This is a genomic window from Psychrobacter sp. SCQQ22, assembly GCF_015864605.1.
Lineage (GTDB): Bacteria > Pseudomonadota > Gammaproteobacteria > Pseudomonadales > Moraxellaceae > Psychrobacter > Psychrobacter fozii.
The window spans coordinates 113,908-134,849 of sequence record NZ_JADYWZ010000005.1; the positions used below are offsets into that span (position 1 = coordinate 113,908).

The window sequence follows — 20,942 nt, forward strand, 5'->3', positions numbered from 1 at the left end:
GTATTTAACACAGTCGATTCAATAGCCAATGTTAGCGCCATTGTTGAATATACAACGTATCTTTATTCAAATGACATGGCAGTCAGAATCACCGTAAAATCTATCATAACAAACAAACCTCTTAGAGAGTGCTCTATCGAGGTAATACCGATACTTTACATAGGAAGTTAGCGTCATGATGCGCATTGGATTATTTTTATTGACCAACTTAGCAGTGATTGTGGTATTTAGCATTGTGTTTGGTATATTGTCGAGGTTTTTTGGGCTTGGCGGTGTGCACGGTGCAGGCGGGCTTAATTATGTTAGCCTTGCCATTATGTGTGGTATCTACGGTATGGTTGGCTCGATGGTATCGCTGTTTATATCAAAGTGGATGGCCAAAAGATCAACGGGTACGGTCGTCATAGAATCCCCGCGCAACGCTACTGAGCAATGGCTGGTCGATACGGTCGCCAAACAAGCCAAAGCAGTAAAAATCGGTATGCCTGAGGTCGGTATTTTTAATAATTCGCAACCAAATGCTTTTGCGACTGGCTGGAATAAAAACAAGGCACTGGTGGCAGTTTCATCTGGTCTGCTACAGAATATGAATAAAGATGAAGTCGAAGCCGTATTAGCGCATGAGATTGGTCATGTGGCCAATGGCGATATGATCACGCTTGCCCTCATCCAAGGTGTAGTGAATGCTTTTGTGATGTTCTTCGCACGTATTATCGGCAGTTTCGTTGACCGCACTGTGTTCAAAAACACCAGTAGTCGCCCAGGTATTGGTTATTTCATTACCAGTATCGTGATGGATATTCTGCTTGGGTTTTTAGCGTCTGCCATCGTAATGTGGTTTTCACGCTTACGTGAATTTCGTGCGGATCAAATGGGGGCAAAACTTGCCAGCCGTGAAAAAATGATCAGTGCGCTTGATGCGTTGCGCCCTTCTGCACAGCGTCCCGACCAAATGCCAGAGAGTATGAAAGCGTTTGCAATCTCGTCTGGGCAAACTCAAGGTTTTAGTATTGCAAATCTATTCCGCTCACACCCAACGTTGGATGATCGTATTGCAGCGTTGAGAGAATATAATCCTAGTGAAAGCTAATTATTAGACTTTTTCTGTGAACGATTAAAGGCATAGTTCTAGATTATGCCTTAATCTTAGTGTAATGCTTATCAAATTCTTTCTGAATATTGGGATTGAAAAGCTTCTTTATTCCACCTTCTGGATTTAAAGGATTTAAAACCCTCAAATACGCATACCGTTTATCCTCTTCTAATTCTCTACGAACTCTATGGTACTTAGCATTCATTTTGAAATCAGAATATCTTTTCGTTAATCGTGTACTTAAAGTATCATAATCCCAAGGATATTTATCAGCCATATCCTCTTCAGATAACATTATTGTCGTAGCAGTTGGATCATTGGTAAGCTGAACAGGTAATCCAGAAGTGCTTTTGACTTTTTGAAATTTCACTTCAATTCTCAGCGTAAGATTGTAATCACTTATCTCGCTATCGTCATACTGAGATTCTGAGTTTTTTATATAATCTAAAACTTTCTTTTCACTTGAATTCAATGCCACTCCAGGAGCATCATCAAAATTTCTAAAAAAAGATAAAGGCATCAAGTAAAAATTATATTGCGCTAAAATGTCACCGAACCACGTAGATACTAAATGAAGATAGTTTTGAAGTGAGGCGCTTCCTAATTCCTGAACCTTCATCGATAAAAGAAGGTCATTGTTAACAAAATGGATTGAATTATCTCTAATTTCAGTAAGTGCTATAAGATTGTCACTTACTGCTCTATCAATCTTTACACCATAATCTTCAGTGACAACCCTATATGCTTCGAATAGATTAATAGACATTTCGTTACCTGACCTATTTCGCTTGGGTCGAAGAACTTTAGATTTTTTCCCACTCGTTAATGTTCTAAACTCCATCATATACAGTGATGTCATTTTGTTACTAGCTAGATTAAGTACTTTAGCTTTTAATAGAAGCTCCCATGAATTAATACATAAAACAGAAAATGTCTCCTCACGATATTTAAAGTCAGGTTTATTATATATTTCTATGGCTGAAAGCATAGCTGCAACAGACTTCTCTAGCATTAATCTAGACCTAGATTTCATAGGCTAATCTATCCTTAGAGTATTAATAGTTAAAAAAATACATCGCAATCTTAGCATGTATTGAAAAAACAGAACATATATCGAGATAAAAATATAGCTACAATAATAGCAGCTATCCTGCCATAACCGCTAGGTTCCATAAAATAGAAATACAACTTCATTCCTTAGACCCAAACAGCGATATCAAACCATCTGCTATTATTCCTCGCCAAGAAAAGTAATCATGCCCTGCACCATACTCTTCATAACGAGCGTAATATCCTTTTGCCAATAACACATCACGCAGATGACGATTGGTTCCCAATATACCATTGCTACTACTTTCCCCACGAGCTGTTTCAAACACGCCAGCACTCATAAAGAAACGAACGGGTGCCTTATCCATTCTTATGACTTCAGACGCTACAAAATGCTTATCATCTGCTGCCTGATCTTCTGGCTTCCACCAAAAAGAACCAGACATAGAGATAACATTGCCAAATATATCAGGATGACGTAGTGCGATAGTCGTGGCAGCCAATCCGCCATAGCTCGACCCTGCAATGACCGTTCTATCCTTTGGTATCGCTACTGGCAACCGTTTATTTACTTGCGGCACCAGCTCATTGGCCAATACATCTGCAAATACAGGATTGGCAGGCAATTCACGCGCACGAGCATCACCATCAGGATTACTGATAAACACCGCCGTCACCGGTGGAATCTCACCTTCTTCGATTAAATTATCTAATATCGTTGGCAATCCAACCGTATCGATATATGACTCGGCATCAAAGATATACAACAACACCGCATCGTCTCTATTGTTCTGGCTGTCATCAATAGCAGGAGAATAGATAGTGATGTCTCGGGTATTATCTAATATGCTACTGGTGAATTTAAAAGTAGAAAGCTCACCTTTGGGGGTTTCTTTTTGCACATCTAACCAAGGATTTTTTGGTGCATCTTTCAATGTGACAGTTGATTTTGTCGCGTACTTATCAATTGCTGAATGAGGCCATGGATGATGATTATAAGGATCTGCCTGAGCCACAGCTTTTATGGCAATTCTACGGGCACGCCCAGACAATGGTAGTTGAGGCACATTGGGTGCTATTTGATAAGATAAATGCGTGTTGTTTGGCACAATAAAGCTTTTGTACCATGTATCAGAGTCCGCCAATCGTTGCAATGCATCATGATTATTGGACGGGCCACCCATTAGCTTGATATTACGATAGTCGCCTCGCGCCAAAAACGTCATCAAGGTGCCCGAAGGTGTCTCTTCGATAAGCGGCGTACCTAATGCTTCTACATTTGCCCAAAAACCATCACTACTTTGTCCTTTTTGCAGTGATTCACGTAATGCCGATACTTTTGGACTGAGTAGCGCATCAGAACTTTCTAAATGACTTTCTAAAGAACCTTCTAAATCCTGCTCCGCTAAACTGACACGTTGTTCAAGCACTATCTGATATTCACCTATGCCAGACAGTCGCCATATCTCTGCGCAGTTTTCGGCCACTGAATAGAATTTTTGCTTGCCAGTTTTATGGTCAATCAAACGGCGCGATAATTTTCCTGTGGCATCGATGATATCCATCGTCATCGTATTATCACCACTGTCAACATATCCGGTCAGATAGTCACCCTTGTCACAGGGGACATTGATATCTAATGACTTATGCTGTGGCTTAGACTGTGACTGAGTGTGTGGCTGTGGCTGTGGCTCGATATTATTCTCGCTGTTGGAATAACTTAGCTCACCTTTCACAGGACTTCCCACTTTTAACACCGCTGTCTCCAAACCAAATGCCGAAAATGATGTTGAATATAACAAACAAGTAAATCCTGCTATCGTCCATTTATTAGAGAAAAATCGTGTGTATGGCATTCATTGCTCCTTATTCTATTCACTGACAAACATCTAACCTCCACCGTTATAAGATGTTAGGGCGTGTCATCAATTCAAACGAGTGCCCTCTAAATGGGCTAAAAATAGCTAAATTTTGCCAAAAATCGTCAAATATCTGGTTAATATCCCGATATTATCTGCACTATTTTCCTCGTTTGACTGCAATTTATCTTATTTTGATCATCATTTTTAAAATGAGGACACATCCTAGCAAATGATACAAAGCTGAAATACTACCTTATTTTCATTATTAATGATATTGAAAATCATTATCATTTAAATATTTATAAACTGAATACCTAATAATGGCTTAACATTCTCGCAAACCTTTGAACCTAAAATTTTGTAAAAAAAAGCCCCTCTGACTCAATAATAGTCAGAGGGGCTTTCGAACAGATATTACGACTAACTAGATATCAAACTCAAGTGCTCTATCGCCATTCTCGTCTTTAATACGAGTTGGCAAACCAATCTTATTCAATAGATTGATAAGTGGCTTAGCATCAAGCTCTTCGATGTTGACCATCTTGCCTGCGTCCCATTCACCGGTAGCAACAAGCATAGCGGCCGCGACAGGTGGCACACCCGCAGTATAAGAAATACCTTGGCTGCCCATGGCTTCAAAGGCTTCTTTATGGTCAGAGACATTGTAGATAAACACTTCGCTATCCACGCCATCTATCTTGCCTTTAACCTTGTCACCGATACAAGTTTTGCCAGTATATTCCGCTGCTAAAGAACTTGGATCTGGTAGTACGGCTTTCACCACTTTTAGCGGGATAACTTCTTGCCCTTCAGCCGTCATAACAGGCTGCTCAGACAACAAACCTAAGCTTTGAAGCACAGTAAAGACATTGATATAGTGCTCACCAAAACCCATCCAAAAGCGAATGTTTGGCACATCTAAGTTGGCTGATAACGAGTGAATCTCATCATGTCCGCTTAGGTAGCTGTTTTGCATACCAACCACAGGCAAATCATCCGTACGCTTCACTTCAAACATTTTATTTGACTGCCACTTACGATCTTGCCAAGAGTAAACCGTACCTGTAAATTCACGGAAATTAATCTCAGGATCAAAGTTAGTAGCGAAATATTTGCCATGGCTACCAGCATTGATATCGATAATATCGATGTCTGTGACTGAGCCTGCATCCATCATGTCATAGCCAAGACGCGCATAAGCGTTGACCATACCAGGATCGAATCCTGCACCTAAGATAGCGGTGATTTGATTGTCCGCACAGCGCTGCTTACGCTTCCACTCATAGTTGTTATACCATGGCGGCGTCTCACAGATCTTACGAGGATCTTCGTGAATAGCCGTATCAATATAAGCAACTTCCGTTTCGATACAAGCTTCTAACACACTCATATTCAAAAAAGGTGAGCCAACGTTGATGACGATTTGGATGCCTGTGTCTTGTATCAGCTGTATCAGCGCAGGGATATCCATGGCATCGATTTGGTGCGTATGCAAAGTCGCTGGCTGCTTGAAGCTGTCTTTCTCTTGCACACTTTGAGCGATGGCATCACACTTATCTACCGTGCGTGAGGCAATATGAATATTGCCAAGCACGTCATTATGCATTGCACATTTATGCGCAACTACTTGAGCGACACCGCCTGCTCCAATGATGAGCACGTCTTTTTTGTTGGTTGTAGCTTGTTGGTTTGTGTTCAATGAACAATCCTCCTTTGTGTCCCTGTCGATACCATTGATAGCGGCTATGCAAAACAGAAACGAGTGAATGATATGCGTGAATTAAAAAGGAAGACCGAGGAAAACCCACGCACCCGTCGGGCAAATACCATTTTTTACCAATGGATATTTGCCCGAGGCGATTATAACAATTTTTTAATCTCTTTTTGGCAAAAATTCATGAATAAACATCAATCTTATTAACAATGTAAGCATAATACTAGCCAACACTCATTTCTGAATGTTAAGACAAGCTCGCCTTATATTCCTGATAATCAAACTCACGCTGCACATCAATCGAGCCATCAAGACGGCGAATGACGATAGCTGGCATGTTAACACCATTGAACCAGTTTTTCTTAACCATGGTATAACCTGCGGCATTGCCAAAAGTAATCTGATCGCCTATCTGTAAATTACTTGGCAAGTCATACTCACCAAAAATATCCCCTGCCAAACAAGAACGACCATAAATGAGCGTACTGTCTACCTCACTGTCGAGAATAGGTTCTGACGTCTCAACCACTGAATGACCGATAGGAGCGACATCCATTGCTGTATTATTAATAGCGGCAATAGGTGCTGACTCGCGGTAAATCAGTAGATCAAGCATATGCGCCTCGATAGACGAGTCAACCACGGCAAGATGCTTTTCATTGTGCATGGTGTCTAATACGGTCGTGACTAGCGAGCCAGCACCATGAATGCTCGCTTCACCCGGCTCCAGATAGACTTGCACGCCATATTGTTCGCTAAATACTTTTAACCTTTCAGCAAGCTTTTCCAGTGGATAATCAGGCGCAATAAAATGAATACCACCACCTAAGCTTATCCACTCTAATTGCGCAAGGATATCGCCAAATCTGTTTTCAATATCTGCCAGACTTTCACTAAATGCTTCAAAGCTATCATTTTCACAATTGTTATGAATCATAACGCCAGTAATGTCACCAAGTACCGCAGTGATTTTATCTTTGTTATGCTCACCCAAACGGCTAAAAGGACGAGCAGGATCAGCGATAATAAACGACGAATTACTGGTTTTTGGATTTAAACGCAGGCCGACAGGAATATCTTGCGCACGTGCCTGCTCGCCAAAAGCATTAAGCTGCGAGATAGAGTTAAAGATGATTTTATCCGCGTATTTTAATACTTCAGGGATTTCATCTGCACTATATGCCACGCTGTAGGCATGCGTTTCTTTTTTGTCTTTGCTACTCGCATCATCATTATTGCCAAAAGTCTCATAGCCCAGACGGACTTCATTCAGTGACGATGAGGTAGTACCATGTAAATACGGCTGCATAATATCGAACACGCCCCATGTGGCAAAGCATTTCAGTGCTAATAATGCCTTTGCACCAGACAGCTCGCACAGTCGTGCAATGATTTGCATATTGGCAAGGATGGCCGCTTCATCGAGTAAGTAGTACGGCGTTGGCACGTTGATAGACTGGCTGGTAGATTTGGTAAAAGTTGGATTGGTAGACGATGTATTCATGATGGTGCACCCGATAGCATTTGATAACAGTAGCGAATAATATTTTTCGCTATAGTAGACTAAATTTATCATGATTAGAATAGTTTATGGCACTTTCAACCGACTACTCCACCTCGTCCAGTCAAGCCAACTCGGCTCAATTGGATCCAAAAAATATTGATCTGGCCCATCTAGATCCTAATGCGCGGGCCGTATTGGACTTTTGGTTTGATACAAACAATGAGCAATATTGGTTTGCACAAAATGATAATTTTGATAGACAAATAAAAAATAAATTTGGCGATATCTGGCAAGCAGCCAAACAGGGTGAATGTGCGACTTGGCGACTTTCAGAGTCATCATTAGACAGTAATAGCTCAATCACGGCTTTGGCTGGACGCTTGGCAGAAATTATCGTATTGGATCAATTCTCACGTAACTTATGCCGCGGGCAAGTCGGCGCTTTTTCTCAAGATGGTATGGCAGTCGCTTTAGCACAAGAAGCCAGCCAGCAACCCTATTTTGATACGCTACCAATGGCATGGCGTAAGTTCATTATCATGCCGTTTATGCACTCTGAATCGGCAGTCATCCACGAGCGCTATCTGCCATTATTTGAACAATTGGATGATGCGTACACTTTAGATTTTGAGCATCGCCATAAGAATATCATTGAACAGTTTGGCCGTTATCCTCATCGCAATAACACGTTAGATCGTGAGTCAACTTACGAGGAAGAAGTATTTCTGCAGCAGCCGAACTCATCGTTCTAAGTATTTTTGACCATTTAAACTTTATAGTGGTTAAATTACAAGAGCAAAAAGCCACCTGCTTATAAATAAGTAGGTGGCTTTTTGCATTCCAACGATAATATATTTTATGCTTAGGCTATTTTATAGGGACAGTATGACGGTCAAATCTACTGCCCTTTTCAATACGCCTCCATTAGCTTTCTAGCGCCTTTCTGACAGGTGCAAAGCTACGTCTATGCTCAGATAATACACCATAGGTTTCAATCGCTTCCATATGTGCACGCGTTGGATAACCTTTGTGTTTGGCAATTCCGTATTCTGGGTACTGTGTATCAAGCGCATACATGGCTTCATCACGGCTTACTTTTGCTAATATACTGCCCGCGGCAATACTAGTATGACGAGCGTCGCCCTTCACCCATGCTTGGCAGTCGATATTAGCCTGTTCGTCCCCGCATTTAGTAAGCTTAGCAAAGTCCAACTCTGGACAACGATTACCATCGAACAACACCTCAACTTGTAACGGTTTAGCAGCATCTGCCTCGATTTCATGAGCCATGGCAAATTGTTGAGCAACCACTTCTATCAACGTTTCGGTACATAGGCGCATCCCTAGCATGGTCGCTTGCAAGATATTGACTTGATCAATCACTGCTGCAGGTATGTCAGCGATGACATAGCCGATTGCATATTGTTTCACCAACGGATAAAGAATGTCGCGTTTTTTTTCACTCAACTGCTTGGAGTCTGTCAATATAGACAGCGGCGTACCTGTGAGTGGCTGCTCCTCAATCAGTCCTGACCAAGCGGCAGGCAATATCGCAGCGGCAACATTGACGCTCCCGAGCAAAGGCCCACGCCCTGCTTCATCGATGCCAATCTGTAGCATTGGCTGTGTTAAATCTTGCTGTCTATCTACTGAATATTGAGTGAGAAGCTCAGAGACATTGAGTCGCCCGGACAAATGAATGGGGGCTGCCAATTGGATATATTGACCTTTAATATCAATGCTCTCGATACTCACTTTAATTGGTGTCATTGAGCTGTCGGTACTGTGTTGTTTACTCATAGCGATGCTGTGTCTTTTTATCAAAATAGTGAAAATGTAGCGTGCGTCAATCTGCGGTATTAGGCTTTATGGTCTTTTTGAATAAACCATTGCTCAACCACGCTATTGGCGGGGCTGTGATTGCTCTGCTGTTGCAACGATTGCTTAGTGGCTAAGAGATTATTTAGTTGCTCAGCATAGGCCCGCGGTTGCAGTAAGCGCATGAGCGTACGGCAAATATTATCCCCGCTTGCCTGCTCCTGAATCAGCTCAGGAACAATGGCCGTACCCGCCAAAATATTAGGCAGCGCCACATACGGCACTTTTACCAAGCGTTTGGCTATCTGATAGGTCAGCTTGTTTAATTGATAAACCACGACCATCGGCCGCTCTAGTAGCATTGCCTCTAGCGTTGCCGTACCAGACGCTAGCATAACGACGTCTGATGCGGCCATGGCTTGCTGACTAAACGTTGGCTGGCTGTCATCATATACCACGACTATCGCGGCTCGCAGCTGCTCTGAGCGTTGATCAATCACATCTTGGACGATATATTGATGATTCTGATCCACTGTTGGAATGATAAAACACAGCTTTGGATCTAGTAGTATGAGCCTTTGAATACCGTCTAGCATCAACGGTAAAATAGCGGTTATCTCTCCGCGTCTAGAACCTGGCATCACACAAATAAGTTGGCTGACGTCATCAAATCGCTCAATAAAGAACTGCTGCAAGCCATCATTGTGCCAAACCAGCTCACTGCGGCGCTGATTAATCGGTGTCTCTAGTAATGTCTGATCAATAGTGCGTAGTAGCGGATGACCAACACATATCGCTGGGTGATTATGACGCTCATAAACAGGTAGCTCAAAAGGAAATAAGCACAGCACCAGATTGGTCGCCGCTTTAATATTATGAATCCGTGACTCGCGCCATGCCCAAATAGACGGACTGACATACTGCACACAAAACACACCTTTTGGCTTTAGCTTTTTAGAGACTCTAAGGTTGAAATCAGGGGCATCAATACCGATGAACCAATCAATATTAGCAGCTTTGAATGCGCTCAACAGCTCACGGCGGGCTTTAAGTAAATCAGGCAGTTGGCCCATCACTTCCACCAATCCCATCACGGCCAAACGCGACAAAGGAAAAATACTTTGTAGCCCCTGCGCCTCCATCATGCTACCGCCCACACCTATCCAAACAATATCATCACGCAAGTTGTTCATTTGTTGCATAAAATCTGCACCCAAACTGTCACCTGATACTTCACCTGCGACGATACCTATCACTAATGGCGTCGATTTTAACTCAGGTGTCTGCTCTGTGAGTTCAGTATGTTTATCAGGCGTAGAAAAATCTGTCATGACAAGCTCTCGATATTAAAAAACACAATGTTATAAAGAATAAAAAATAATTATTATGAAATAATACTTGGGAAATCTACACTAAAATACGGTGATTAATGAGTATTCTCAGCACGCACTATTTTAGCGTCCTATCGTTTATGTTGTCATCATACGTGACGATGATATAAATAGCTAAGTTAGCTGATAAAAGTAGCGTGATATACCTATGAAAAATGACTCAAAATTTCGGTCAATTTTTCATTATGGATAAGAATATTAAGCAGAAATCTTATGTCTATTACACCCAATACAAGACTGATAATAAACAAGTATAACTAAGTTTTGTTTTTATCATTCCAGTTATGAGTCAATAAACTCGCCGACTACCCTTGTCAACAGCCCGTTTTGTCCGCATAATGATTATTCCTATAAATTAGCTAGACGATATAATCATGACGACACCAGCTACCCATAATGCAGATATTGATGACGTGAACATTGAACAATTCATCCCCCTAATCACTCCAAACGAGCTCAAAACTGAGCTGCCTTTGTCAGAGAAAGCGTATGACACGGTTTTGAAAGGCCGTAATACTATTCAAGACATTTTGGATGGCAAAGACAAACGCTTATTTGTGGTCATTGGCCCTTGCTCTATCCATGATATCAAAGCCGCCCACGAATATGCCGATCGCTTAGCCATATTGGCAAAAGAAATCGAAGACAGCGTTTTCGTTGTGATGCGTGTCTATTTTGAAAAGCCGCGTACCACTGTCGGCTGGAAGGGTATGATTAATGACCCTGATATGAACGACAGCTTCGATATCGAAAAAGGTCTACGTACGGCCCGTAAACTGCTGATTGATCTGAACGAAAAAGGTTTGCCTTGTGCGACTGAAGCATTGGATCCAAATACGCCGCAGTACATGCAAGATTTGATTAGCTGGTCAGCGATTGGCGCACGTACCACTGAGAGCCAAACTCACCGCGAGATGAGCTCTGGTCTATCGTGCCCAGTTGGCTTCAAGAATGGTACTGATGGCGGCATGACAGTCGCAGTCAACGCTATGCAAGCTGTAAAAGCGGGTCATAGTTTCTTAGGTCTATCATCAGATGGCAAAGTCTCTATCATCAAATCTAAAGGCAACCCTTACGCGCACGTGGTATTGCGTGGCGGTAATGGCAAGCCTAACTATGATCAAACGGCTGTCTCTGAAGTTGAAGATGCGCTGGCTGCAGGCAAAACCAGTAGCAAAATTATGATTGACTCAAGTCATGCCAACTCAGGTAAAGACCCATATCTACAGCCTATGGTCATCAAAAACGTCGCTGAACAAATTCAGAACGGCAACAAATCAATCATCGGTATGATGATTGAGAGTCACCTAAAAGGCGGCAATCAAAAACTGACTGCTGATTTGAGCCAGCTTGAATATGGCAAATCTATCACTGATGGTTGCTTAGATTGGGACAGTACCGTCGTTGCGCTACACAATCTACGTGACATGGTAAAAGACGTATTGCCTAACCGCTAATCGTCATTGGCTTATAGTTAATAACTATTGAGCCAAGCATAAAAAAATCCCGTCCGACATAATAATGTTGGACGGGATTTTTTTATGCTTTCAATTCAGTCACAAGGTCATTTAACCTACTCGCTCGCTGCACCTAACACACTATTTAAACTCTCAAGCACATGCTTAGATGAGACTTGCTGCTGCAACTCAAGCAACTGATCATGCGCTATCTGGCGATGTGATTCAGCCAAAGTATTCCAACGTGCCAGCACTTGCAGCAAACGCGAGGCCAAGACAGGATTGGCATCATCTAGCTTTTTGATCACGCCTGTATAAAGGCTCAACCCTTCTGCTGTCCACAGCGCTGTTGGCTGTGACGTAAAGGCACTGATGACCGAGCGTACACGGTTGGGCGTATTCCAATCAAAATCAGTATGAGCAATCAACGACTCGATAGTATCAGCCGTGACAGTATCAGCGGACGCTTGCACACTAAACCATAAGTCGATAACCAAATCATTGCTGTTAAAGCGCTCATAAAAATCGGCTAAATAAGCATCAGCACTTGCCACTTGATGATTGACCATCACTTTTAGCGCACCGAAACGCTCGGTCATACAGCTGGCATTGTCATACTGCTGCTGCGCCCATACTGCTGCATCTTCAATTTTGGCCGTTAATGCCATGTCTAACACCACATTACGTAGCGCACGAGTACCACGTGCCTCAGGGCTGTCTTTATAAGACTGCATCGGTAGCTGTTTATAAAGCACTGCCCACTGATCTTTTAAGGTATCTGCTACCAATTGATACAAGCCTTCACGTTGCGCTTTCACCAATGCTGGATCGTAATCTTTGTGAATCGCAGACGCCAACTCTTGTGCTGATGGAATATCGAGCAAACGTGCTGCCAACATCGCATCTTCAGCTGCCAATTCAGGTAATGTCTGAGCCAGTGCGCTTAGATAGACTTGAGGACTGCTCTTCGATCCTTGACCTTGTAGCAGGATACGATTGACGAGCATCTGCGTTACTTGCCAGCGGTTAAAACCATTGGTTTCATGCTTAAGCAAGAATGCCAAGTCTTCATCTTGATAATCATAATTAAGCTGTACTGGCGCACTGAAATCACGCAGCAACGAGACTACTGGCTCACTAGACACGTTTTCAAAGGTAAATGATTGCGTTGCTTGATCGAGCAATAACATACGCTCGGCGATGATGTCGCCAGAGTCTTGATCAAACAGTGCCGTCGCTACCGGAATAGGTAATGGTTTTGGTGCAGAAAAACCACTGACATGGCGAGTTTGCTGACTAAGCGTAATGGTTAATGTCTGCGCAGCTCTATCATAGCTTTGATGGCCAGAGACCACTGGCGTGCCTGGCTGACGATACCAATCTATGAAGTTTTCAATCTTGCTATCAGTGATACTCAGCGCAGATAAGAAGTCTTCAACGGTCACAGCTTGCCCATCATAACGGCGAAAATACTCGTCAGTACCCTTGCGGAAATCATCAGGCCCTAACGTATTCGCAATCATACGGACAATTTCAGCGCCTTTCTCATAGACAGTCGTCGTATAAAAGTTATTGATCTCAACGAAACTCTCAGGACGTACAGGATGTGCAAGCGGCCCTGCATCTTCTGCAAACTGATGCGCGCGCAATGTAGCGACATCATCGATACGCTGTACAGCACGCGACTGCTGATCTGCTGAGAACGATTGGTCACGGTAAACAGTAAAACCTTCTTTTAGACACAGTTGGAACCAGTCACGACAGGTGATGCGATTGCCTGTCCAATTATGAAAATACTCATGGGCGATGATAGCTTTCACACTGAAGCTACGTGAGTCAGTCGTTGTCTCTGGGCTAGACAATACGCAGGCCGTATTAAAGATATTTAGACCTTTGTTTTCCATCGCGCCCATATTAAATTGGCTAACCGCAACGATCATATAACGATCTAAATCGTATGGTCGGCCATAATTGACCTCATCCCACTCCATGGCATCTTTTAGCGCTTGCATACCAACATCGCATTTATCGATATCGGCAGACTTGGCATACACTTCAAGCTTAACATCTCGACCTTCGCTCGTCGTATAAGAGTCTGTCAATACGTCTAAGTCAGCGACGACACAGGCAAACAGATAGCTTGGTTTGTTAGTCGGATCATGCCAGATTGCATAATGGCGGTCTGGCGCATTTACCAACTCACCAAACTCAACCAAATTACCATTGGCCAATAACGTTGGGTAGCGCTTATCTGCTTCTAGACGTGTGGTAAATATCGCTAGCACATCGGGACGATCTGGATAAAAGGTAATCTTGCGAAAGCCTTCAGGCTCACACTGGGTGACAAACATGGTATCGTCACCACTACCTGCCATATATAGACCTTCAAGGGCAGTATTGGTCTGCGGACAGATGCGAACTTGAATCTCTAAAACAACCTCATCAGGTGCATTCGATATTGTCAGCTTGTCATCGTCTTGCTGGTAATGCTCAGCAGTCAGTATCTCGCCATTCACACTAATAGAAATCAACTCTAACGCTTCACCAAATAATACGATATCTCCTGCCGTTTGACGTACCATTTTTAGCGTACTGTCTACCTGCGCAAACTCTTCAAACAACTTTATATTCAAATCAACCGTTTCGACATCAAAGCTTGGTTTTTTATAGTCCTTTAGGTTGATTTTACTCGGTGCTTGCGGTGGCACGTCTGGCATATCAGCATTGATGATTTGAGCATCAGTTTCAGCAGTAGACATATAAATTCCTATTATTTTTTATGATATAAATATACAAATGGTATTGGTACAAGAGCTTGTTAGACTTATAACTAAATTGACCTGAACGGCCAAATTTCAAGTGCAGGTCTAAAGATTATAGCATTCAGAAGAAATGCAGATGTATATGTGGTACTTCAAGCTAGGTTAAGACAACTTGTGTTAATCAACCATTGGATAATGATGCTTAAAATGATTTAATAGATTCACTACTGATCACTATTTAATTAACGGCCTATTATATGACAAAGCATACTGCCCGTCGTTCAGACATTACTTTACCATTACTTATAGATTACGTTGATGCCCTACTACCATCGTTAGTAACGCAAGAAGACACACCGGAAATGATTGAACAGCTCAACGATATCACTGAGTTATTATGGGTGGTACAAGACAAAAATGCACGCATGGCATTAAAGACAGAACTAAAAGAATATCTCAGTAATAAAGACAGCAATAATGAAATGGAACAGGTTGAAGCGCTACAGATAGTAACGTTATCAGAGCTTACACAGCAGCAACTGCCTGAACGGTATGAGCTCGCCTGTTTTTGGTTACCTGCATTGTCATCCGAGCTACTACAGCAATATATTCCACTACTGATGCGCTATCGTGATCTGTATGCTGCGCATCTGCTCATCGCACTTGAGAGCAGCATAAGCTTGCAAGCTTATGGCTTTACACCATTTGATATTTTGAATGAGCAACCTTCAGATATTAGCTTAATGGACCAAAAAAATTCGCCCGTAGCAACAACAGCCACTCTCTGGCAGTTTAATTTATATGACTATAAACAGCTACCAAATTGGCTCAATGCTGATTACTGGGCTAACCCTGAAAACTGGGGTAAGCATCGGTGGTAGTAAGCCTCATATCTATATGTAAATTCTAGAATTATTTACAGTAAAACTAATTACATAAAGTAACATTTAGTATATTATAGATAGCAATTGCCCAAGTTTTATCCTAAGCAGTTTAAAAAAACAATTTAATTAAAATTTTAGGAGCTCAGCATGTCAACTAACTTTTCTAAGATCGCCGTTCTAACTGTATTAGCAAGCGCAATCGCCATTACTACAGGTTGTGCTACCAAACGCACAAACTCTGAAGTTGTGGTTGCCCCACTAGGTATCCCAGGTGGTCAAGCTGGATATAATGGATCTGTTTCTATGAATAACTCTAGCGCAGTTATTGCTGGTGCTGAAAACCTACAAGCCGTTGTATATTTCGGCTATGATAGCAGCGAAATCACCGCACAATCAGCCAGTGTTTTGAATCAACATGCAAGCCTACTTAGCTCAAACCCATCAGCGGGTGTCGTTATCGCTGGTCACACTGATGAGCGCGGTAGCCGTGAATACAACATCGCATTGGGTGAGCGCCGTGCTCAAGCAGCGCGTAACTATCTTGCGGCCCAAGGTGTGTCTACAAATAACATCCGTGTCATCAGCTATGGCGAAGAACGCGCTGCTGCTGCTGGTAACACTGAAGCTGATTATGCACAAAACCGTCGTGCTGAGCTGTCTTACTAAAAGTCGTACAACCAATCAGAATCAGACAAGCTTAACTTGATTCATAAAAGCCCAGTAATATTGATATTGCTGGGCTTTTTACGTATTACTGGGGCGTGTCTTCAATTCACTCGATAGTCATCTAAATGGGCTAAAAATGGCTAAATCTTGCCAAACATCGTCAAATAGCTGGCTAATATCCCGATATTGTCTGCGCTATTTTTCTTATTTGACGGCAATTTATCTCATTTTTATCACCATTTTTGAAATGAAGACACGCCCTAAACAAAAAACAAACTCATACCAATCGATATAACTCATGATGCCAACCTTACGCCTGACGCATATTCAATTTACTCAGCTACAGCCTATGACGTGGTGTGCCACCGCACAGGTGAGTGAGTATCCACGCCTCAAACATCAAGATTTATGGGGCAAGTCGTTGGGGAGACCCATTGATCACGCTACATGTATAGGTACTGATGAATGGTACAAACGTAGTTGGCAATACCGCATACCACCAGATGATTTATCAGTGCGTGATATCGCTCGTGCCCAACGTCAGCGACAGCGTCAAGGCGTGCGTCTGTTGTTACAGCAGTTTCTGGATAAGCTAGCGCTCAGCGATACGTTAGATGAATCCGCATTCCCGTATCGCCTTGTCAAAAGTGGACATTACGTATGCTTCAGTCATACAGGTGGCAAAAGCAAGGCAGTCAATAAACTGTTAAGCAGTATCGTCACCGTGGTGATTAGTCCTCATCGCCCTATAGGTGTGGACGTAGAGGTCAATAATGTTGCATGGCATGTGGCAAAGCGATTTTACTCAGACAATGAGATTTCAATCTTGCAATCATTACCCGTGATTCAACGTGACACGATCGCCAAGTTGCTATGGCAGATAAAAGAAAGTTTTATTAAAATCCATCAATACAAACTGGCTCAAGGTCTAGGAATAGATTATTCCTATCTTATTGATGACTTAATAGATGCCAGTAGAGAGCCGTCAGCTTTAACCGTCATAACTGACCATAAGTCACCTTATCAAATTGCCGTTTTATCTATACAACAGACGGTCGTTATTTTTTAGATAAGTGATAATTATATTAATTTAGATGGCGATTACTGTTTTAAACAACGACTGCTACTTTATTTTAGACAAAAAAACGACCCTAAAAAGGGTCGTTTTTTTGTGCTTACTTTTCTTCTAATGACAGTATTTAAACTGTGATTAGATTAGAAACGGTAAGTTGCACCAACTTTAACAATTGGTAACCACTCTAACCAATCTTTATCTTCAAGCTCTTGCTCAGCTTTTTTAGCAACATCGCCTGCAGTAGTTGTTTGAGTATCACCATTTGAATCTGTATAGCTAACTACACTGTCTGCATTCACAGCTCGAACAGTTGCGTCAGTTTTACCCATGTAAGCTGCGCCGATTTCACCAAATAGACCGAAGTTATTTGTGATGTTAGGACGGAAACCGATAGTACCATAAGGCGCTAGCTTGTTACGGTGCTCGATAGTACCTTCAAGAGTACCAGTTTGAGCAGCATTGTATTGCTGGCCGTCAACTTTAAAGAAACCACCATCTGCATTAGCAGTTACATCAATATCGTTGTCAGGTACGATGATACCAGCACCAACTGTGAACCAGTTACCAGTAGGACGTAATTGTACGCCTAGGTAAGGGTTGCTGAAGTCTGCGTCAACATCATAGTTAACATCGCCAGCATCGAAATCACCGCCGAATAGGTCAGCGACATCGCCACCTGCCCAACCAGCTTGCAATTCAGTATTCTCATTTAGTGACCAACCGATGTTAGCACCATAACCTAAAGTACCAGCTTCAGCACTTACAGATGCTGGATTAATAGCGGTGTTGAATAGCGTTTTAGTGCCACCAACGACAGCGCCAGTAGTATTACGGACAGCACCAGCAGTTTTACCGATAACACCAGTGTTAGTAGGTTCTGCTTCATAGGCGACAGCAACTGGCTCAGCTTCATAAGCAACAGCAGTTGGCTCTGCTTCATATACCATTGCATCAGCTTCATCAACAACGATAACTGGTTCAGCAGCGAAAGCAGCAGTTGATGCCATGACAGCAGCAGAGATAGCCGTTAGTTTAATAAATTTCATCAATATTCTCCTAAAGAATGGGATAACTCGCCCGTAAAAAAATGATAATTCAGATTTTGATATCTATCATTTTTGTTGAGGAGATTAAAACAATTTTGGCTTTAAAAGTCATCCCTATAGATGCGCTTTTTATTTGCCATTATGTAAAGATTGCATAGGTATTGTAATAATTACTACACCAATCCGTAAAACTTCGAGTTTCTGTTACACAACACTCTTACAGCTACTGAATAGCGCAAACATTGATATTGGACAGCTTAATGTTTATGTAAGGGTATTACAAAATATGTCATTATAGTGAACGACCTTTCCATTAAACTCAGTGGCGGTTATATAGCTTATTACTACAGTTTATTGTACTTTGTGAGTTGTTGTAGCCACTGTTGCTTTAAATAAGTTTTTAGACACATGCGTTTATCATACAATTGTTTCTATATAGTATGAGCAGATAGCGTGCCTAAGACTTGTCTAAGCTTGATATTGTGCTAAATTAGAAGTAGTTAAGAATGTGTGATAAATCTACGTATTCACTGCTACCTATCTGATTGATTAAAACATTGTGATATTTCCTACTGTACTATTTTTATTATTGAGCCATCCATATGCCTAAAGTATCGTCGATTACCCGTGTGTTAGAGATTATCGAAGCCGTGTCTTATGCTTCTAAGCCTCTCTCTCCACTTGAGCTGTCACAGGAACTAGACATTCCTAAACCAACCATGCATAGATTGATCCAAAATTTGGTTGATGAGGGTTTTGTGACCGTCGATATTGGAGGTGGCATCATTCCTGGAAAACGAGTACGCAACTTAAGTGTTGAGCTGTGGCAGCAGCGCCAGTTCTTTAATGAACGACAAATGGTTTTGCATAAATTAGTAGAGGAGGTAAAAGAAACTTGCGGGATCGCAATTCCCTATTATATGGACATGCTCTATACCAACCGTGCACAAACCGCTCTACCGCTACAGATTTATCTGCCCGTAGGTGCCAAATCACCAATGTGGTGTACCGCTACTGGTAAGCTGTATTTGAGTCAGTTATCTGCTACCAGTCGCAACAAGATACTGCAAAGTCTGCCGCTAGATAAGTTCACGAAAAACACCATCACCGATATCGATGCGTTAAACAAAGAGCTAGATCATATTGCTGAAATGGGTGTGGGTATCGACAACGAAGAGTTTATCTCTGAAATGGTAGCTGTGTCTGTGCCTATACTGGATAAAAAGTCGCGCTATCTGGCCTCACTATATATTCATGCACCAACCGTACGCCTATCTTTGGATGAGCTGCTGACACATGTGCCACGACTACAAGCAGCGGCACAAGATATTCAATCGCTGGTATATGAGCTACAAAGCTAAAGCTGTGACCGTTAAATGACTATAATTAAATGGCTATAATCGAATGACTATAAAAAGGCCTGCACTAAGAGATTAGCGCAGGCCTTTTTATATGGTTGAACACATCTCTTATAATGTATAGCCGTTTAGTAGTTCTTTGACTGTATTAAACATACTATTTTGGAGCTAATACCATCCACAAAAATTAGAGAAGCAAGGAAAACGAGTGCAAGTACGACGCATTGTAGACTAAACAAGCTTGACACCGCTAATCGTACTTTTGGGGATTGGTGCTAAGAGAGTACCGAACTGTCATGACGCGCCATGATACTAGAAAAATCTCTATCGCCATTTTCGACTGTATGCGCTTCATATAACTCTGCAGCCTTAGCACCCATCGGCGTATCAACGTTTGTATTCTGAGCGGTTTGTAAAGCCAGATTGAGGTCTTTTTGCATCAGCTTACTCATAAAGCCACCTTGATAACCGTTGCTCGATGGTACGTTCTCCATGACTTGCGGGTAAGGATTGTACACTTCTAATGTCCAGTTACGACCTGAGCTTTGTAGCATAATATCTGATAGCACCTTGGGATCTAAACCATTTTTGACGCCCAAATTAATCGCCTCTGCCGTCCCTGCCATCAAGATACCTAATAGCATGTTATTACAGATTTTAGCCACTTGTCCGGCACCATGCTCGCCAGCATGAAAGATGTTTTTGCCCATGACCGCTAGTATTGGCTCCGCTTTTGCAAACGCGTCAGTACTGCCACCCACGATGAAAGTCAGACTGCCTGCGATAGCGCCGCCCGTACCACCAGAGACTGGCGCATCTAAGAAGTCTATACCCAGCTTGCTTGCTGCCTCTGCCACGGTCCTTGCATCAGCAGCAGCGATGGTACTGCTGTCAATCACCAATGTGCCCTGTGGTAACTCTGCCAGTAGACCATTGGTGCCATCTTCACCTAAATAGACAGAGTGAACATGCTTGCCAGCAGGCAGCATGCTGATGACGACTTGTGCATTGCTTGCAGCAGCTTTAGGACTGTCTGCCACACTGGCACCTGCTTGCTGTAGACGCTGGGTCGCATCCTCAGACAAATCATAGACAGACAATCCATAACCTGCTTTTAACAAGTTCTCCGCCATTGGCGCGCCCATATTACCCAGCCCGATAAAAGCAATGTTTGGCTTCGCACTGCCATTATCCGTAGTATTTACATCCTTTGTATTCATCTCATCATTCCTTGATGGTTATATAGTCAGCATGGCGCACGC

Annotated in this window: 16 protein-coding genes; 7 read left to right on the forward strand and 9 right to left on the reverse strand. The window is 42.4% G+C overall.

The genetic code is table 11. From position 1 onward, the window contains the following. The first annotated feature begins 175 nt into the window (after positions 1 to 175). A complete protein-coding gene (gene htpX / locus I6E84_RS08415) occupies positions 176 to 1,090 on the forward strand; it encodes a protease HtpX (RefSeq protein WP_197217435.1) in 915 nt (304 codons plus the stop codon). 43 nt (positions 1,091 to 1,133) lie between these two features. Here the strand turns inward: htpX and I6E84_RS08420 are convergent, their stop codons facing one another. The 4 genes from I6E84_RS08420 to I6E84_RS08435 all read right to left on the reverse strand — a co-directional run bounded on the left by I6E84_RS08420 (position 1,134) and on the right by I6E84_RS08435 (position 7,223). Then, positions 1,134 to 2,126 carry a DUF3644 domain-containing protein gene (locus I6E84_RS08420; RefSeq protein ID WP_110923764.1) on the reverse strand — a complete coding sequence of 331 codons (993 nt, stop codon included), beginning with the start codon at positions 2,124 to 2,126 and terminating at the stop codon, positions 1,134 to 1,136. 157 nt (positions 2,127 to 2,283) lie between these two features. Further along, positions 2,284 to 3,999, reverse strand: coding sequence for an alpha/beta hydrolase-fold protein (locus I6E84_RS08425; protein WP_197217437.1), 1,716 nt, complete (start codon positions 3,997 to 3,999; stop codon positions 2,284 to 2,286). A 430-nt stretch (positions 4,000 to 4,429) separates the two neighbouring features. Next, on the reverse strand, positions 4,430 to 5,704 hold the full coding sequence (locus tag I6E84_RS08430; protein WP_197217439.1) for a saccharopine dehydrogenase family protein: 1,275 nt from the start codon (positions 5,702 to 5,704) through the stop codon (positions 4,430 to 4,432). A 262-nt stretch (positions 5,705 to 5,966) separates the two neighbouring features. Continuing rightward, positions 5,967 to 7,223, reverse strand: coding sequence for a carboxynorspermidine decarboxylase (locus I6E84_RS08435; protein WP_197217441.1), 1,257 nt, complete (start codon positions 7,221 to 7,223; stop codon positions 5,967 to 5,969). 86 nt (positions 7,224 to 7,309) lie between these two features. Between I6E84_RS08435 and I6E84_RS08440 the strand changes: the two genes are divergently transcribed. Next, complete coding sequence (locus I6E84_RS08440) at positions 7,310 to 7,975, forward strand: DUF924 family protein (protein ID WP_110923761.1); 666 nt, start codon at positions 7,310 to 7,312, stop codon at positions 7,973 to 7,975. A gap of 172 nt (positions 7,976 to 8,147) precedes the next feature. Here the strand turns inward: I6E84_RS08440 and I6E84_RS08445 are convergent, their stop codons facing one another. Continuing rightward, entirely contained in the window at positions 8,148 to 9,023 is an 876-nt protein-coding gene (locus I6E84_RS08445) for a ribonuclease HII (protein WP_197217443.1), read from the reverse strand. Positions 9,024 to 9,082: 59 nt separating this feature from the next. Further along, positions 9,083 to 10,372 (reverse strand): lipid-A-disaccharide synthase, encoded by a 1,290-nt coding sequence (gene lpxB, locus I6E84_RS08450; RefSeq protein ID WP_227681389.1) that lies wholly within the window; start codon positions 10,370 to 10,372, stop codon positions 9,083 to 9,085. A 434-nt stretch (positions 10,373 to 10,806) separates the two neighbouring features. Between lpxB and I6E84_RS08455 the strand changes: the two genes are divergently transcribed. Continuing rightward, positions 10,807 to 11,889 (forward strand): 3-deoxy-7-phosphoheptulonate synthase, encoded by a 1,083-nt coding sequence (locus tag I6E84_RS08455; RefSeq protein WP_110923758.1) that lies wholly within the window; start codon positions 10,807 to 10,809, stop codon positions 11,887 to 11,889. Between the two features lie 116 nt (positions 11,890 to 12,005). Here I6E84_RS08455 and pepN read toward each other — a convergent pair whose 3' ends face one another. Further along, positions 12,006 to 14,648 (reverse strand): aminopeptidase N, encoded by a 2,643-nt coding sequence (pepN, locus tag I6E84_RS08460; RefSeq protein WP_197217445.1) that lies wholly within the window; start codon positions 14,646 to 14,648, stop codon positions 12,006 to 12,008. A gap of 260 nt (positions 14,649 to 14,908) precedes the next feature. Between pepN and I6E84_RS08465 the strand changes: the two genes are divergently transcribed. The 3 genes from I6E84_RS08465 to I6E84_RS08475 all read left to right on the forward strand — a co-directional run bounded on the left by I6E84_RS08465 (position 14,909) and on the right by I6E84_RS08475 (position 17,270). After that, the gene (locus I6E84_RS08465) at positions 14,909 to 15,532 is read left to right on the forward strand and encodes a DUF6231 family protein (protein ID WP_197217447.1); all 624 of its coding nucleotides are present in this window, start codon (positions 14,909 to 14,911) and stop codon (positions 15,530 to 15,532) included. A 150-nt stretch (positions 15,533 to 15,682) separates the two neighbouring features. After that, complete coding sequence (pal, locus tag I6E84_RS08470) at positions 15,683 to 16,201, forward strand: peptidoglycan-associated lipoprotein Pal (protein ID WP_110923755.1); 519 nt, start codon at positions 15,683 to 15,685, stop codon at positions 16,199 to 16,201. Positions 16,202 to 16,499: 298 nt separating this feature from the next. Further along, positions 16,500 to 17,270, forward strand: a complete 771-nt coding sequence (locus I6E84_RS08475; RefSeq protein ID WP_197217449.1) for a 4'-phosphopantetheinyl transferase family protein — start codon at positions 16,500 to 16,502, stop codon at positions 17,268 to 17,270. A gap of 146 nt (positions 17,271 to 17,416) precedes the next feature. Here I6E84_RS08475 and I6E84_RS08480 read toward each other — a convergent pair whose 3' ends face one another. Next, positions 17,417 to 18,322 carry a hypothetical protein gene (locus I6E84_RS08480; protein WP_197217451.1) on the reverse strand — a complete coding sequence of 302 codons (906 nt, stop codon included), beginning with the start codon at positions 18,320 to 18,322 and terminating at the stop codon, positions 17,417 to 17,419. Between the two features lie 602 nt (positions 18,323 to 18,924). Between I6E84_RS08480 and I6E84_RS08485 the strand changes: the two genes are divergently transcribed. After that, on the forward strand, positions 18,925 to 19,683 hold the full coding sequence (locus tag I6E84_RS08485; RefSeq protein WP_110923752.1) for an IclR family transcriptional regulator: 759 nt from the start codon (positions 18,925 to 18,927) through the stop codon (positions 19,681 to 19,683). A gap of 272 nt (positions 19,684 to 19,955) precedes the next feature. Here I6E84_RS08485 and mmsB read toward each other — a convergent pair whose 3' ends face one another. After that, complete coding sequence (mmsB, locus tag I6E84_RS08490) at positions 19,956 to 20,900, reverse strand: 3-hydroxyisobutyrate dehydrogenase (protein ID WP_197217453.1); 945 nt, start codon at positions 20,898 to 20,900, stop codon at positions 19,956 to 19,958. Positions 20,901 to 20,942 lie beyond the last annotated feature (42 nt).